The 17,288-nt window shown below is 35.5% G+C and carries 7 protein-coding genes; 3 read left to right on the plus strand and 4 right to left on the minus strand.

Annotation, left to right across the window (positions count from 1 at the left end):
• The first annotated feature begins 236 nt into the window (after nt 1-236).
• From Lupro_RS13385 to Lupro_RS10710, 3 genes are read left to right on the plus strand one after another with little or no spacing between them, the layout of a single operon-like run.
• Nucleotides 237-10,352 carry a choice-of-anchor L domain-containing protein gene (locus Lupro_RS13385; RefSeq protein ID WP_068209967.1) on the plus strand — a complete coding sequence of 3,372 codons (10,116 nt, stop codon included), beginning with the start codon at nt 237-239 and terminating at the stop codon, nt 10,350-10,352.
• A gap of 12 nt (nt 10,353-10,364) precedes the next feature.
• The gene (locus tag Lupro_RS10705) at nt 10,365-11,288 is read left to right on the plus strand and encodes a PorP/SprF family type IX secretion system membrane protein (RefSeq protein WP_068209970.1); all 924 of its coding nucleotides are present in this window, start codon (nt 10,365-10,367) and stop codon (nt 11,286-11,288) included.
• Nucleotides 11,289-11,307: 19 nt separating this feature from the next.
• A complete protein-coding gene (locus tag Lupro_RS10710) occupies nt 11,308-13,227 on the plus strand; it encodes an OmpA family protein (RefSeq protein ID WP_082703901.1) in 1,920 nt (639 codons plus the stop codon).
• Nucleotides 13,228-13,423: 196 nt separating this feature from the next.
• Here the strand turns inward: Lupro_RS10710 and Lupro_RS10715 are convergent, their stop codons facing one another.
• From Lupro_RS10715 to purE, 4 genes are all read right to left on the minus strand, one after another.
• On the minus strand, nt 13,424-13,603 hold the full coding sequence (locus tag Lupro_RS10715) for a hypothetical protein (protein WP_068209973.1): 180 nt from the start codon (nt 13,601-13,603) through the stop codon (nt 13,424-13,426).
• Between the two features lie 56 nt (nt 13,604-13,659).
• On the minus strand, nt 13,660-14,163 hold the full coding sequence (locus Lupro_RS10720; RefSeq protein WP_068209976.1) for a CAP domain-containing protein: 504 nt from the start codon (nt 14,161-14,163) through the stop codon (nt 13,660-13,662).
• A gap of 288 nt (nt 14,164-14,451) precedes the next feature.
• The gene (locus tag Lupro_RS10725) at nt 14,452-16,488 is read right to left on the minus strand and encodes a M3 family metallopeptidase (RefSeq protein ID WP_068209978.1); all 2,037 of its coding nucleotides are present in this window, start codon (nt 16,486-16,488) and stop codon (nt 14,452-14,454) included.
• A 308-nt stretch (nt 16,489-16,796) separates the two neighbouring features.
• Nucleotides 16,797-17,288 carry a 5-(carboxyamino)imidazole ribonucleotide mutase gene (gene purE, locus Lupro_RS10730; RefSeq protein ID WP_068209982.1) on the minus strand — a complete coding sequence of 164 codons (492 nt, stop codon included), beginning with the start codon at nt 17,286-17,288 and terminating at the stop codon, nt 16,797-16,799.

A 17,288-nucleotide genomic window follows, 5' to 3' on the forward strand; every position in this document is an offset into this window, starting at 1 on the left:
ATATAGTGCTTTAAATAAAGCTACCCTTTATATTTGTAGTAGAATTGAGAATTGTACCCCCACAGAACTCATTTAATTATTGACCTTTAAAGATTAAAATAATGTTATTATCTAGCATTGTTTTAAAATTTAGACTCTATATGTTAATTACCTATTATATCGAGGTAATTGTTGTTGTTTTCGTGGAATTGGTGTTGTAACCAAAGCAATGCTGAGTTTAATTAAATAAAAAAATTATGAAAAAAATTACTTTTATCACTGCTTTAGTAATAATGTTTTTTTCGGTAGTTGTTGTTGCACAACAGAAAAATACTACGAAAAGGATTCCTGAAAAAGGAATAACAATAAATAATAAATCAATAGACATAGCAGGAAGTACATCTTCTTCATCTGTATCAGGTTCAATTGCTGTAGCTGAAGATGCTACCTATAACTCGTATTCCGTTCAACAATTAGTGGATGATTTACTAATTTCGGGTTGTTTATCAACATCTAATGTACGGTTTGGTTACTATAAAAAAAGTGGTAGTAACTGGATTTGGAATAATCATTCTTGGTCCTCAACACCTGGAAATAGACAGCTAGGTTATTTTAATAAGGCAAGTTCAACATTTTCTTTAGATGAGGGTATTATATTTTCAACAGGTAAAATTAGTTCTGCTGAAGGTTCAAATAATACAGGAAGTAATTCTGATCAAATGGTGAGTAATGCCAGTGATCCAGATTTAGCAGTAATTACAGGTGAGACTATGCGAGATGCAGCAGTACTTGAATTTAATTTTGTGCCAGATGGTAATGTAGTTGAGTTTAAATTTGTGTTTGCATCTGAAGAATATTTAGAATATGTTGAAACACAATATAATGATGCATTTGGTTTCTTTTTAAGTGGACCTGGAATATCAGGATCTTATACCAATAACGCAGTAAATTTAGCCGAACTACCAAATGGTGATGCAGTAACAGTTAACAATATACATTCAGCAGGAACCAATGTTAATGGTGTTTCTTTCCCAAGTAAAAATGATAGTTATTACGTGAATAATCCAAGTGGATCTGCATTAATGCAATACGATGGTTTAACTACAGAGCTTACAGCAACATACACAGTTGTACCAGGTCAAACTTATAAAATTAAAATGGCTATTGCTGATGCTTCAGACCAACAATGGGATGCAGGTGTTTTCTTAAAAGCACGAAGTTTTGCTTCAAATACGGTTGTTATTACAAATCCAGCAACAGTTTGTTACCCATCAACAGTTGATATTACAGATGCTGCTATTACAGCTGGAAGTACTCCCGGTTTAACATATACATATTGGGAAGATGAATTCGCAACAATACCATATACAACACCAACACAAGCAACAAATGGAACGTATTATATCAAAGGAACTGATTCAGTTTCTGGATGTTCAGATATTAAACCAGTAGTTGTAACTGTTAGTTCCGTAGCGGGTAGTGAGGTTACAGCCTCTCATGTAGATGTAACGTGTAATGGCGGATCAGATGGATCCTTTGCAGCAACAGCTACAGGTGGAGTAGAGCCATACAGTTACAGTTTAGACAATACAGATTTTAGCAATAGCACAGGAACCTTCACCGGCTTAACAGCAGGAACCTATACGGTTTATGTAAAAGATTCAAATGGATGTGAAGATAGCGATCCAATCACGGTAACAATCACCGAGCCAGATGCGGTAGAAGGTAGTGAGGTTACAGCCTCTCATGTAGATGTAACGTGTAATGGCGGATCAGATGGATCCTTTGCAGCAACAGCTACAGGTGGAGTAGAGCCATACAGTTACAGTTTAGACAATACAGATTTTAGCAATAGCACAGGAACCTTCACCGGCTTAACAGCAGGAACCTATACGGTTTATGTAAAAGATTCAAATGGATGTGAAGATAGCGATCCAATCACGGTAACAATCACCGAGCCAGATGCGGTAGAAGGTAGTGAGGTTACAGCCTCTCATGTAGATGTAACGTGTAATGGCGGATCAGATGGATCCTTTGCAGCAACAGCTACAGGTGGAGTAGAGCCATACAGTTACAGTTTAGACAATACAGATTTTAGCAATAGCACAGGAACCTTCACCGGCTTAACAGCAGGAACCTATACGGTTTATGTAAAAGATTCAAATGGATGTGAAGATAGCGATCCAATCACGGTAACAATCACCGAGCCAGATGCGGTAGAAGGTAGTGAGGTTACAGCCTCTCATGTAGATGTAACGTGTAATGGCGGATCAGATGGATCCTTTGCAGCAACAGCTACAGGTGGAGTAGAGCCATACAGTTACAGTTTAGACAATACAGATTTTAGCAATAGCACAGGAACCTTCACCGGCTTAACAGCAGGAACCTATACGGTTTATGTAAAAGATTCAAATGGATGTGAAGATAGCGATCCAATCACGGTAACAATCACCGAGCCAGATGCGGTAGAAGGTAGTGAGGTTACAGCCTCTCATGTAGATGTAACGTGTAATGGCGGATCAGATGGATCCTTTGCAGCAACAGCTACAGGTGGAGTAGAGCCATACAGTTACAGTTTAGACAATACAGATTTTAGCAATAGCACAGGAACCTTCACCGGCTTAACAGCAGGAACCTATACGGTTTATGTAAAAGATTCAAATGGATGTGAAGATAGCGATCCAATCACGGTAACAATCACCGAGCCAGATGCGGTAGAAGGTAGTGAGGTTACAGCCTCTCATGTAGATGTAACGTGTAATGGCGGATCAGATGGATCCTTTGCAGCAACAGCTACAGGTGGAGTAGAGCCATACAGTTACAGTTTAGACAATACAGATTTTAGCAATAGCACAGGAACCTTCACCGGCTTAACAGCAGGAACCTATACGGTTTATGTAAAAGATTCAAATGGATGTGAAGATAGCGATCCAATCACGGTAACAATCACCGAGCCAGATGCGGTAGTAGGTAGTGAGGTTACAGCCTCTCATGTAGATGTAACGTGTAATGGCGGATCAGATGGATCCTTTGCAGCAACAGCTACAGGTGGAGTAGAGCCATACAGTTACAGTTTAGACAATACAGATTTTAGCAATAGCACAGGAACCTTCACCGGCTTAACAGCAGGAACCTATACGGTTTATGTAAAAGATTCAAATGGATGTGAAGATAGCGATCCAATCACGGTAACAATCACCGAGCCAGATGCGGTAGAAGGTAGTGAGGTTACAGCCTCTCATGTAGATGTAACGTGTAATGGCGGATCAGATGGATCCTTTGCAGCAACAGCTACAGGTGGAGTAGAGCCATACAGTTACAGTTTAGACAATACAGATTTTAGCAATAGCACAGGAACCTTCACCGGCTTAACAGCAGGAACCTATACGGTTTATGTAAAAGATTCAAATGGATGTGAAGATAGCGATCCAATCACGGTAACAATCACCGAGCCAGATGCGGTAGAAGGTAGTGAGGTTACAGCCTCTCATGTAGATGTAACGTGTAATGGCGGATCAGATGGATCCTTTGCAGCAACAGCTACAGGTGGAGTAGAGCCATACAGTTACAGTTTAGACAATACAGATTTTAGCAATAGCACAGGAACCTTCACCGGCTTAACAGCAGGAACCTATACGGTTTATGTAAAAGATTCAAATGGATGTGAAGATAGCGATCCAATCACGGTAACAATCACCGAGCCAGATGCGGTAGAAGGTAGTGAGGTTACAGCCTCTCATGTAGATGTAACGTGTAATGGCGGATCAGATGGATCCTTTGCAGCAACAGCTACAGGTGGAGTAGAGCCATACAGTTACAGTTTAGACAATACAGATTTTAGCAATAGCACAGGAACCTTCACCGGCTTAACAGCAGGAACCTATACGGTTTATGTAAAAGATTCAAATGGATGTGAAGATAGCGATCCAATCACGGTAACAATCACCGAGCCAGATGCGGTAGAAGGTAGTGAGGTTACAGCCTCTCATGTAGATGTAACGTGTAATGGCGGATCAGATGGATCCTTTGCAGCAACAGCTACAGGTGGAGTAGAGCCATACAGTTACAGTTTAGACAATACAGATTTTAGCAATAGCACAGGAACCTTCACCGGCTTAACAGCAGGAACCTATACGGTTTATGTAAAAGATTCAAATGGATGTGAAGATAGCGATCCAATCACGGTAACAATCACCGAGCCAGATGCGGTAGAAGGTAGTGAGGTTACAGCCTCTCATGTAGATGTAACGTGTAATGGCGGATCAGATGGATCCTTTGCAGCAACAGCTACAGGTGGAGTAGAGCCATACAGTTACAGTTTAGACAATACAGATTTTAGCAATAGCACAGGAACCTTCACCGGCTTAACAGCAGGAACCTATACGGTTTATGTAAAAGATTCAAATGGATGTGAAGATAGCGATCCAATCACGGTAACAATCACCGAGCCAGATGCGGTAGAAGGTAGTGAGGTTACAGCCTCTCATGTAGATGTAACGTGTAATGGCGGATCAGATGGATCCTTTGCAGCAACAGCTACAGGTGGAGTAGAGCCATACAGTTACAGTTTAGACAATACAGATTTTAGCAATAGCACAGGAACCTTCACCGGCTTAACAGCAGGAACCTATACGGTTTATGTAAAAGATTCAAATGGATGTGAAGATAGCGATCCAATCACGGTAACAATCACCGAGCCAGATGCGGTAGAAGGTAGTGAGGTTACAGCCTCTCATGTAGATGTAACGTGTAATGGCGGATCAGATGGATCCTTTGCAGCAACAGCTACAGGTGGAGTAGAGCCATACAGTTACAGTTTAGACAATACAGATTTTAGCAATAGCACAGGAACCTTCACCGGCTTAACAGCAGGAACCTATACGGTTTATGTAAAAGATTCAAATGGATGTGAAGATAGCGATCCAATCACGGTAACAATCACCGAGCCAGATGCGGTAGTAGGTAGTGAGGTTACAGCCTCTCATGTAGATGTAACGTGTAATGGCGGATCAGATGGATCCTTTGCAGCAACAGCTACAGGTGGAGTAGAGCCATACAGTTACAGTTTAGACAATACAGATTTTAGCAATAGCACAGGAACCTTCACCGGCTTAACAGCAGGAACCTATACGGTTTATGTAAAAGATTCAAATGGATGTGAAGATAGCGATCCAATCACGGTAACAATCACCGAGCCAGATGCGGTAGAAGGTAGTGAGGTTACAGCCTCTCATGTAGATGTAACGTGTAATGGCGGATCAGATGGATCCTTTGCAGCAACAGCTACAGGTGGAGTAGAGCCATACAGTTACAGTTTAGACAATACAGATTTTAGCAATAGCACAGGAACCTTCACCGGCTTAACAGCAGGAACCTATACGGTTTATGTAAAAGATTCAAATGGATGTGAAGATAGCGATCCAATCACGGTAACAATCACCGAGCCAGATGCGGTAGAAGGTAGTGAGGTTACAGCCTCTCATGTAGATGTAACGTGTAATGGCGGATCAGATGGATCCTTTGCAGCAACAGCTACAGGTGGAGTAGAGCCATACAGTTACAGTTTAGACAATACAGATTTTAGCAATAGCACAGGAACCTTCACCGGCTTAACAGCAGGAACCTATACGGTTTATGTAAAAGATTCAAATGGATGTGAAGATAGCGATCCAATCACGGTAACAATCACCGAGCCAGATGCGGTAGAAGGTAGTGAGGTTACAGCCTCTCATGTAGATGTAACGTGTAATGGCGGATCAGATGGATCCTTTGCAGCAACAGCTACAGGTGGAGTAGAGCCATACAGTTACAGTTTAGACAATACAGATTTTAGCAATAGCACAGGAACCTTCACCGGCTTAACAGCAGGAACCTATACGGTTTATGTAAAAGATTCAAATGGATGTGAAGATAGCGATCCAATCACGGTAACAATCACCGAGCCAGATGCGGTAGAAGGTAGTGAGGTTACAGCCTCTCATGTAGATGTAACGTGTAATGGCGGATCAGATGGATCCTTTGCAGCAACAGCTACAGGTGGAGTAGAGCCATACAGTTACAGTTTAGACAATACAGATTTTAGCAATAGCACAGGAACCTTCACCGGCTTAACAGCAGGAACCTATACGGTTTATGTAAAAGATTCAAATGGATGTGAAGATAGCGATCCAATCACGGTAACAATCACCGAGCCAGATGCGGTAGAAGGTAGTGAGGTTACAGCCTCTCATGTAGATGTAACGTGTAATGGCGGATCAGATGGATCCTTTGCAGCAACAGCTACAGGTGGAGTAGAGCCATACAGTTACAGTTTAGACAATACAGATTTTAGCAATAGCACAGGAACCTTCACCGGCTTAACAGCAGGAACCTATACGGTTTATGTAAAAGATTCAAATGGATGTGAAGATAGCGATCCAATCACGGTAACAATCACCGAGCCAGATGCGGTAGAAGGTAGTGAGGTTACAGCCTCTCATGTAGATGTAACGTGTAATGGCGGATCAGATGGATCCTTTGCAGCAACAGCTACAGGTGGAGTAGAGCCATACAGTTACAGTTTAGACAATACAGATTTTAGCAATAGCACAGGAACCTTCACCGGCTTAACAGCAGGAACCTATACGGTTTATGTAAAAGATTCAAATGGATGTGAAGATAGCGATCCAATCACGGTAACAATCACCGAGCCAGATGCGGTAGAAGGTAGTGAGGTTACAGCCTCTCATGTAGATGTAACGTGTAATGGCGGATCAGATGGATCCTTTGCAGCAACAGCTACAGGTGGAGTAGAGCCATACAGTTACAGTTTAGACAATACAGATTTTAGCAATAGCACAGGAACCTTCACCGGCTTAACAGCAGGAACCTATACGGTTTATGTAAAAGATTCAAATGGATGTGAAGATAGCGATCCAATCACGGTAACAATCACCGAGCCAGATGCGGTAGAAGGTAGTGAGGTTACAGCCTCTCATGTAGATGTAACGTGTAATGGCGGATCAGATGGATCCTTTGCAGCAACAGCTACAGGTGGAGTAGAGCCATACAGTTACAGTTTAGACAATACAGATTTTAGCAATAGCACAGGAACCTTCACCGGCTTAACAGCAGGAACCTATACGGTTTATGTAAAAGATTCAAATGGATGTGAAGATAGCGATCCAATCACGGTAACAATCACCGAGCCAGATGCGGTAGAAGGTAGTGAGGTTACAGCCTCTCATGTAGATGTAACGTGTAATGGCGGATCAGATGGATCCTTTGCAGCAACAGCTACAGGTGGAGTAGAGCCATACAGTTACAGTTTAGACAATACAGATTTTAGCAATAGCACAGGAACCTTCACCGGCTTAACAGCAGGAACCTATACGGTTTATGTAAAAGATTCAAATGGATGTGAAGATAGCGATCCAATCACGGTAACAATCACCGAGCCAGATGCGGTAGAAGGTAGTGAGGTTACAGCCTCTCATGTAGATGTAACGTGTAATGGCGGATCAGATGGATCCTTTGCAGCAACAGCTACAGGTGGAGTAGAGCCATACAGTTACAGTTTAGACAATACAGATTTTAGCAATAGCACAGGAACCTTCACCGGCTTAACAGCAGGAACCTATACGGTTTATGTAAAAGATTCAAATGGATGTGAAGATAGCGATCCAATCACGGTAACAATCACCGAGCCAGATGCGGTAGAAGGTAGTGAGGTTACAGCCTCTCATGTAGATGTAACGTGTAATGGCGGATCAGATGGATCCTTTGCAGCAACAGCTACAGGTGGAGTAGAGCCATACAGTTACAGTTTAGACAATACAGATTTTAGCAATAGCACAGGAACCTTCACCGGCTTAACAGCAGGAACCTATACGGTTTATGTAAAAGATTCAAATGGATGTGAAGATAGCGATCCAATCACGGTAACAATCACCGAGCCAGCACAAATAATTGTGGATGCAGGGTCAAATAAAATGATAACTTGTAATGAACCAACAGCTACTTTAACAGGGACTGCTAGTATCGAAAGTGAAGAAGGATTGAGTTATTTATGGACTACAACAGGTGGGATCATTGATAGTGGAGCTAATACTCTTACACCAATAGTTAGTGCGCCAGGTATTTATACCTTAACAGTAATGACTAATCAAGAATGTTCTGTAAGTGATGAAGTTGTTGTTACTGAAGATAATTCAACACCAGATGCCATTATAAATGCCGAAACGACTGAGTTAACCTGTTCAGTGACTAGTATAGTTTTAGATGCAAGTGCAAGTATTGACGGAGATAATTTTTATTGGTCAAATGGAGAAACAACATCTAGTATCACAGTAACAGAACCAGGATTGTATTATGTTACTGTATCTAAGAATTCTAATGGATGTGGAGATTTGGAAATAATTACAATTACTCAAAACAACTCACAACCGGAAGCTATAATCACAGGAAACGAAATGTTAACGTGTGATACAACGGAGGTTACATTAGATGCAAGTACTTCTGTTACTGAAGGAGAAGCTAGTTATTTATGGAGTAATGGTGCAACAACTTCAACAATAGTAGTTGTAGAACCAGGAGTTTATGAAGTAACGGTAACAGATGGAGAAAATGGATGTTCATCAACAACAACAGTTGAAGTAATAGAAAACACAACAAATGTAGAAGCTATAATCACAGGAAACGAAATGTTAACGTGTGATACAACGGAGGTTACATTAGATGCAAGTACTTCTGTTACTCAAGGAGAAGCTAGTTATTTATGGAGTAATGGTGCAACAACTTCAACAATAGTAGTTGTAGAACCAGGAGTTTATGAAGTAACGGTAACAGATGGAGAAAATGGATGTTCATCAACAACAACAGTTGAAGTAATAGAAAACACAACAAATGTTGAAGCAGTAATTACAGGAAACGAATTATTAACGTGTGATACAACGGAGGTTACATTAGATGCAAGTACATCTGTTACTCAAGGAGAAGCTAGTTATTTATGGAGTAATGGTGCAACAACTTCAACAATAGTAGTTGTAGAACCAGGAGTTTATGAAGTAACGGTAACAGATGGAGAAAATGGATGTTCATTAACAACAACAGTTGAAGTAATAGAAAACACAACAAATGTAGAAGCTGTAATTACAGGAAATGAATTATTAACGTGTGATATAACGGAGGTTACATTAGATGCAAGTACTTCTGTTACTCAGGGAGAAGCTAGTTATTTATGGAATACAGGTGCAACAACTTCAACAATAGTAGTTGTAGAATCAGGAGTTTATGAAGTAACGGTAACAGATGGAGAAAATGGATGTTCATCAACAACAACAGTTGAAGTAATAGAAAACACAACAAATGTAGAAGCTATAATCACAGGAAACGAAATGTTAACGTGTGATACAACGGAGGTTACATTAGATGCAAGTACATCTGTTACTCAAGGAGAAGCCAGTTATTTATGGAGTAATGGTGCAACAACTTCAACAATAGTAGTTGTAGAACTAGGAGTTTATGAAGTAACGGTAACAGATGGAGAAAATGGATGTTCATCAACAACAACAGTTGAAGTAATAGAAAATACAACAAGTGTAGAAGCAGTAATTACAGGAAATGAAGAATTAACATGTAGTAATACAGAAGTTACATTAGATGCTAGTACTTCTGTTACTCAGGGAGAAGCTAGTTATTTATGGAGTAATGGAGAAACAACAGCGACAATATCAGTAACAGAACCTGGATCATATTCAGTAACTGTAAGTGATACTAGTAGTGGTTGTTCAGGTTCAACAACTGTAGAAGTATTACAAGATATTACACCACAAGAAATCACAGGAGATTCAATAGATTTATGCATTGAAGATGAGGCATATGATTTAACTAATTTATTGGGTGATAATTTTGAATCAGGTGGTACTTGGGTAGATGTAAATAATAGTGGAGGATTAAGTGGAGACTTTTTTGATCCATCTATTGTTAACCTTGAATCATTTCAATTTATATATACGGAACCAGGAGATTGTGGACGAATTATAACCGTAGTTGTAAATGTAAATGATGACTGTGTTGTTTTAGCATGCTCAACAGAAGAATTAACTATTTCTAAGGTTATAACTCCAAATAACGATGGAATAAATGATACTTTTGATTTACTTGGCTTAGAAGATTGTGGATTTACGTTTAATGTACAAGTTTTCAACCGTTGGGGAAAAATGGTTTATCAATCAAATAATTACCAAAATACTTGGAGAGGATATCCAAATGTTTCTGGATTAACAATTGGTTCTAACACTATTTTGCCAACAGGAACATATTATTATATTGTTAATGTATTGAGTAGTGGATTTAAACCAATTACTGGATATATATATTTAGGGACTCACTAAAAAAATAGAACTATGAAACGTATAATTATAATTATAGTAATACTTACTTTAGGATTTGAAAATTCTAATGCGCAACAATTACCACAATTCACGCAGTATATGTATAATACAATTGCTATAAATCCGGCATATGCAGGAAGTAGAAATGCATTAAGCATTGTGGGATTAAACAGAAATCAGTGGGCTGGATTTGATGGAGGCCCTCAAACACAAACTTTGTCAATACACTCTCCTTTACGAAATGAAAAAATAGGATTGGGTTTCTCATTAATTAACGATAAGGCGGGATATGAAAATTTCACGTATGCATTTGCAGATTTTTCATATACCATTAAAGCTAATGAAAATGTAAATGTAAGTTTTGGTTTAAAAGCAGGGATGACCTACTATAAATTAGCTGAAGAGCTATACAATGCTACTGAAGTAAATCAAGACCCATATTTTAATGATAAATTAAATAGATGGAACTCTAATTTTGGAGCAGGTATTTTAGTCCATTCAGATAAATGGTATTTGGGTTTATCAATACCAAAAATGATTAATCATGACTTAAATAATGATACAGAATATGCTGCATTAGAGAGAGTTCATTATTATGCAATAGGAGGCTATGTAGTAGATTTAAATGACAATCTAAAATTTAAACCATCCTTTATGTTTAAATACACTAAAGGAGCTCCAATTTCAACAGATTTAACAGCAAATTTTTTATTCAATGAAAAGTTTTGGTTAGGAGGCTCTTATAGACTTAATGGCCAACAAAACGCTTTGGGTGCTTTAGTAGATTTTCAAGTTTCAGATCAATTTAGAGTTGGTTATACATATGAAATTCCAACAGGTGAAATTAGGCCTTATACTTCAGGATCACATGAAATATTGTTAATGTACGAGTTTAGATTCTTAAAAAGAAAACAAAAATCTCCAAGATATTTTTAACCAAATAAAGATGAATATTATGAAAAACATAAAAATTTTATTTATAACATTTGTTTTGATAGGCGCATCAACATTTGGTCAAACAGCAAAACAAAAAAAAGCAGATAGAGAATATAATAATTTTTCATTTGTAAAAGCAATAAAAACCTATGAGAAGTTAATTGATACGAGTTTTAATGAACAGTACGCAATGCGTAAATTAGGTGATGCATATATTATGTTACGACAACCTGAAAAAGCATTGGCTATTTATAAAAAAGTTGTTGAACAACCAAATGTACCTTCAGAATATTATTTATACTATGCTCAAACATTAAGAGCAAATGGGAAATATGAAGCTTCAAAAAAATGGATGAAAAAATATAAGGAAGCTGGGAATGAGAAAGATTCTAGAGTTAAAGATTTTTTTAAAAATAAAGATTTAGCAAGTGCTATTTTTAATTCGAAAGAAAAGAATATCTTAAAAAAGTTAAATATCAATACTAAATTTAATGAATTTGGAGCTGTGCTTTTAGATGGGGATATTGTTTTTGCTTCATCGCGTGATGAAGGCGTTTCTGTAAAAAGATTATACGCTTGGGATAAACAACCTATGTTAGATGTGTTTGAAACACCTTTAGAAGGAGGTTCTGTTGAAAACACAAAAAAGCTAAAAGGTGAAGTAAACTCAATTCAGCATGATGGTCCAGTTACATTTAATAGCGAAGGAACTAAAATGTATTTTTCGAGAAATAATTATTTTGAAGCAAAGAAAATTAATGATGCTAAAGGAATAATGCATGTTGGAATTTATAGTGCTGAGTTGGTTGATGGTACGTGGATAAATGTAAAACCTACAAATTTAAATAATCCAAATTATATTGTATATCATCCTTCATTAAGCAAGGATGGAAAAAAATTATACTTTGCATCTGATATGCCAGGAGGTTTTGGAGGAACAGATATTTATGTAAGTGAAGTACAAGAAGATGGATCTTTAGGAACTCCAACTAATTTAGGAGAAATTATTAATACTGAAGGTAACGAGGCATTTCCATTTATAGATTCAGAAGATGAAACGTTGTATTTTTCATCGGATGGTCATGTAGGTTTTGGTTTATTAGATGTTTTTGCAACTGTTAAAGATAAAGAGAATAACATTGTTAATATAATAAATTTAGGGAAGCCAATAAATAGTAAAAAAGATGATTTTGGATATTATTTATTTGATGAAGGATTTAAAGGGTTTATTTCATCTAATAGAAAAGGTGGCGTAGGTGGTGATGATATTTATGCTTTTACCAGAATTCCTCCATTAACTTTAAAAGGGCAAATTTTTGATGCTGTAAATAATGAGCCTGTAGCGGGAGCTAAAGTTATTTTAGCAAGACAAAATGGAGAAGAAATGGCCTATTTTATTACTAAAAAAGATGGATCTTATAAACATTTAATAGATAGAGATAAAAACTTTGTTTTAAAAGGATCTAAAGAAAAATACCAAGATGTAGCAGCTAATTTTAATTCATTTGGTTTAGAAAAAGAAAAAGAATTAGTAGTAAACTTAAACATTCCACTTGCTCCAATTGAAGATGTGGTAATTTTAGCAGATTTAGAAACTATTTATTTTGATTTAGATAAATCCAATATAAGACCAGATGCCGCGTTAGAATTAGATAAAGTTGTTGCTTTAATGAATAAATATCCAGAAATGGTTATTAGACTTGAGTCACATACTGATAGTAGAGCAGATGATCAATATAATATTAGATTGTCTAATAGAAGAGCCAAATCAACATATAACTATATAATTTCTAAAGGTATAGAAGCTAATAGAATTACAAAATATGAAGGTTTTGGAGAAACTCAGTTAGTGAATAAATGTTCAAACGGAGTTAAATGTTCTGAAGAAGAACATCAATTAAATAGAAGAACAGAATTTATTATAGTTAAAATGAAATAAAAATTAGGCAGTTGTAAAATAATAGACTTTGATTATACTACCGTTGTGGGGACGACAATTTCTCAAGGTATTATTTGCAACTGCTTTTTTTAATTACCGTTGTGGAGATAACAATTTCCCGAGGTATTATTACATTTTTAACAATACCGCTGTGGAGACACTCTTTTTATTTTTAGGTTTACTTTTTCAAATTAGTTTATAGCAATACATAATTTTTTGGAGTAGTGCTTTCTCCTAAGTTATTCGTATAGCTAAAATCAGGAATTAATGTATTAATGTAAATTCTTGAAATAATCCTTTTTTTACGTTTAATAGTGTTTTTAATTACTTTTAAATGAGGTTCTTTAACGTTGTTATACAAAGATGTTGATTTCATAATACAGTTATTTTATTAAGTAACATTAATAGTTACTGGGGTTTATAAATGTTTTTTTATTTTTTTATAAATATTTGGGTAAAGTAATTTCTACCTTCATTATTAGATTCAGTTGAGATACCAAAATGAGTATAATTTGGATTTTCAATTATTTCTCGGTGGCTGTCGCTATTTAACCATCCATTAACCACACCTTGTGCAGAATTAAAACCATATGCTACATTTTCACCAACAGAAATGGCTCCAGCGTTTTCAACTAAAGTTTGTGTACGTTGATTAAAGTTATCATGATTTACCTCTCCTATTTCAACCATATACTTGGTATGTCCATCTGCAACACCTGAAATAATATTTAAAGGTTTTAAGGATGTTAATCCTTCACTAACTCTATAATCATTAATTAAATTTAAGATTTCAGTTTCTATTTCTGTGTAAGAAACATTTGCATTTATAATTTCACTATTTTCATTAAAATAGATTCCATCATCTTCTTTTGAACAAGAAAATAAAATAGAACTTAATAAGACTAATGAAAGAAGTTTTAGGGCAAGGGGTTTCATTGTAATGGGGTTTTTGGGGTTAGGGGTAAAGTTAATTCAGTGCGATTATACTATTAATTTGTAACTAGCAAAACAATTTGGTACAATCACTACTGAATTACCTTTTACTAAAATACTTTTTCAAATTATTATATTAATGAATTTAGGGGTTTATAATATATTAACAGCACTAAAGTATATATTATTTTTTGTAAAAACAAATTTTTAACCATTTATTTATCAAAATTAACCATATATTGTATAAATCACGTATTTTATTTATTCGAAATTTAGTGTCATTTTCTTATTTCAATCTTGTTTTAAAAGGCCGGCACGTTGTAATAAGGCAGTATTTGTAGGTTTTTTACCTCTAAAATTAACATATAAATCCATAGGTTTTATTGTACCTCCTTTTTCTAATATATTTAATTTAAATTTTTGTGCAATTTGTTTGTTGAAAATACCTTTTTCTAAAAAAAGTGAAAAAGCATCAGCGTCTAAAACTTCAGCCCATTTGTATGAATAATAACCTGAAGAATAACCTCCTTGGAAAATATGAGAAAAAGAAGTGCTCATACAATTTTCCTTTACATCTGGAAATAATTGTGTGTTTTTAAAAGCTAAAGACTCAAACTTTTTAACATTGTCAATTCCTGTTGGGTCTTTGCTATGCCAATTCATATCTAAAATACCGAAACTAAGTTGACGTAAAGTTTGTATTCCTTCTAAAAAGTTAGAAGACTTTTTAATTTTATCAATTAAATCTATGGGGATTATTTTATTGGTTTTAAAGTGTTTGGCAAATAAGTTTAAAGCTTCTTTTTCGTAACACCAATTCTCAAATAGTTGGCTAGGGAGTTCAACGAAATCCCAATAAACATTGGTTCCTGATAAGCTAGGATATGTTGTATTTGCCAACATCCCATGTAGAGCATGACCAAATTCGTGAAATAAGGTGGTGACTTCATTAAAAGTTAATAAAGAAGGTTTCGTATTTGTAGCTTTCGTAAAATTACAAACAATAGATATATGAGGTCTTGAATTTTCAACTCCTTTTTTCCATTGATCTTTAAATGACGTCATCCAAGCCCCATTACGTTTTCCTTTTCTAGGAAAAAAGTCGGTATATAATATTGCAACATAGTTACCACTTGTATTGGTAACTTTATAAGTTTTAACATCTTTATGGTATTTATCAACAGTAAAAATTTCTTCAAAGTTTAAATCATAAAGTTTGTTTGCAATTGTAAATACACCTTTAATTACATTTTCTAATTTAAAATAAGGCTTAAGTTGTTCTTCTTCTATATCAAAAAGTTCTTTTTTTAGTTTTTCAGCATAATAAGCACTATCCCATTTTTCTAATTGTTCTATACCGTCTTTTTTTGCGAATTTTGACAAGTTGTTAAATTCCTTTTGTGCGGCAGGCTTAGCTTTTGATAATAAATCGTTCAAAAAATTGTTGACCTTTTCAGGTGATTCTGCCATTCGTTCTTCTAAAACAAAATGAGAATGTGATTTATATCCCAACAGGTTAGCTCTTTTATGTCGTAATTTAACCAAGTTTAAAACTATTTGTTGATTATCATTATCATTATTCCTAAATGCTTTTGCGCCAAATGCTTTCGCTAAAGTTTTTCTAAGTTCTCTTGAATCAGCGTAAGTTATAAATGGGATATAGCTTGGGTAGTCTAATGTGAAAATCCAACCTTTTTTATGAAGTTGTTTGGCTAACATTTGAGCGGCTTCTACAGCACTTTCTGGAAGTCCTTTTAATTGTGTTTTGTTAGTTATATGAAGTTTAAAATCATGAGTTTCAGCCAATACGTTTTCACCAAATTGTAGTTTTAATTTTGACAGTTTTGTGTCTATAATTCGTAATTCAGATTTTTCTTTTTTAGTTAAATGAGCGCCATTTCTAACAAAATTTTTATATTTCTTAGTTAGCAACATGTCTTGCTCTGCCGTTAAATTTAGCTCACTTTTTATATCATAAACTAATTGAATTCTTTTGAAAAGTTTTTTGTTTAAGATGATGTCATTTGAAAACTCGGATAACATTGGTGAAATTTCTTGTGCTATTTTTTGAATTTCATCATTGGTTTCAGCAGAATTTAAATTAAAAAAAACACTTGAAATTCTATTTAATTTCTGTCCAAAAAAATCTAGTGTTTCAATCGTATTTTCAAAAGTTGGTACTTCAGGATTGTTACAAATTACTTCAATTTCGGCTTTTGCAAGATTAATTGCTTTTTTAAAAGCCGGTTTAAAATGTTTATTCTTAATCTTAGAAAATGGAGCTGTTGAAAAAGGAGTTTTATAGTTTTCTAATAGTGGATTACTCATATTTACAATTTTACAATATAGAAATAAAAATTATTTTTTGTAAAGATATTATAAAGCTACGTACTTTTGTGCGAAGAGTTTCCAAAATTAGTTTAGAGTTATATTTTTACATTTTTTTGCTAAAATAAATACCTAAAATTAAAATTTAACGTTTAAATATTAAGTTAATTATTGAAAAGATAAGAGTAATGAGCAAATCTATCTTAAAATCAAAAAATCGCAAACAAATTAAAATAAATACGCTGGTAAGTAATTTTACGTTCAAAAATAAAAAAGGACAAAAAACAGCACCTAAAAGAATAGTGTCTTTATAGGCTTTTTTTAAGTTTTATACTTGCTTTGATAACGGTATTTTTTAAATCTGTTTTAAAATCAACAATGGTATTTTGGATATTTTTATTGGAACTTCCAATAATTTGAGCAGCTAATATACCCGCATTTTTCGCACCGTTAAGCGCAACAGTTGCAACAGGAACACCGTTGGGCATTTGTAAAATAGATAAAATAGAATCCCATCCATCAATAGAATTTGAAGATTTGATAGGAACTCCAATAACAGGGAGAGGACTTATTGAAGCTACCATTCCAGGTAAGTGTGCCGCACCTCCTGCACCGGCAATTATTACAGAAATACCTCTTGTATGAGCATTTTTAGCATAATCAAATAATTTTTCAGGGGTTCTGTGCGCAGATACAATGTCAACCTCAATTTCAATATTAAAATTTTGTAAAATATCTATAGCTTGTTGCATAATTGGAAGATCTGAATTACTTCCCATTATAATTCCTACTTTGCTCAT

The organism is Lutibacter profundi (genome assembly GCF_001543325.1).
GTDB lineage: Bacteria > Bacteroidota > Bacteroidia > Flavobacteriales > Flavobacteriaceae > Lutibacter > Lutibacter profundi.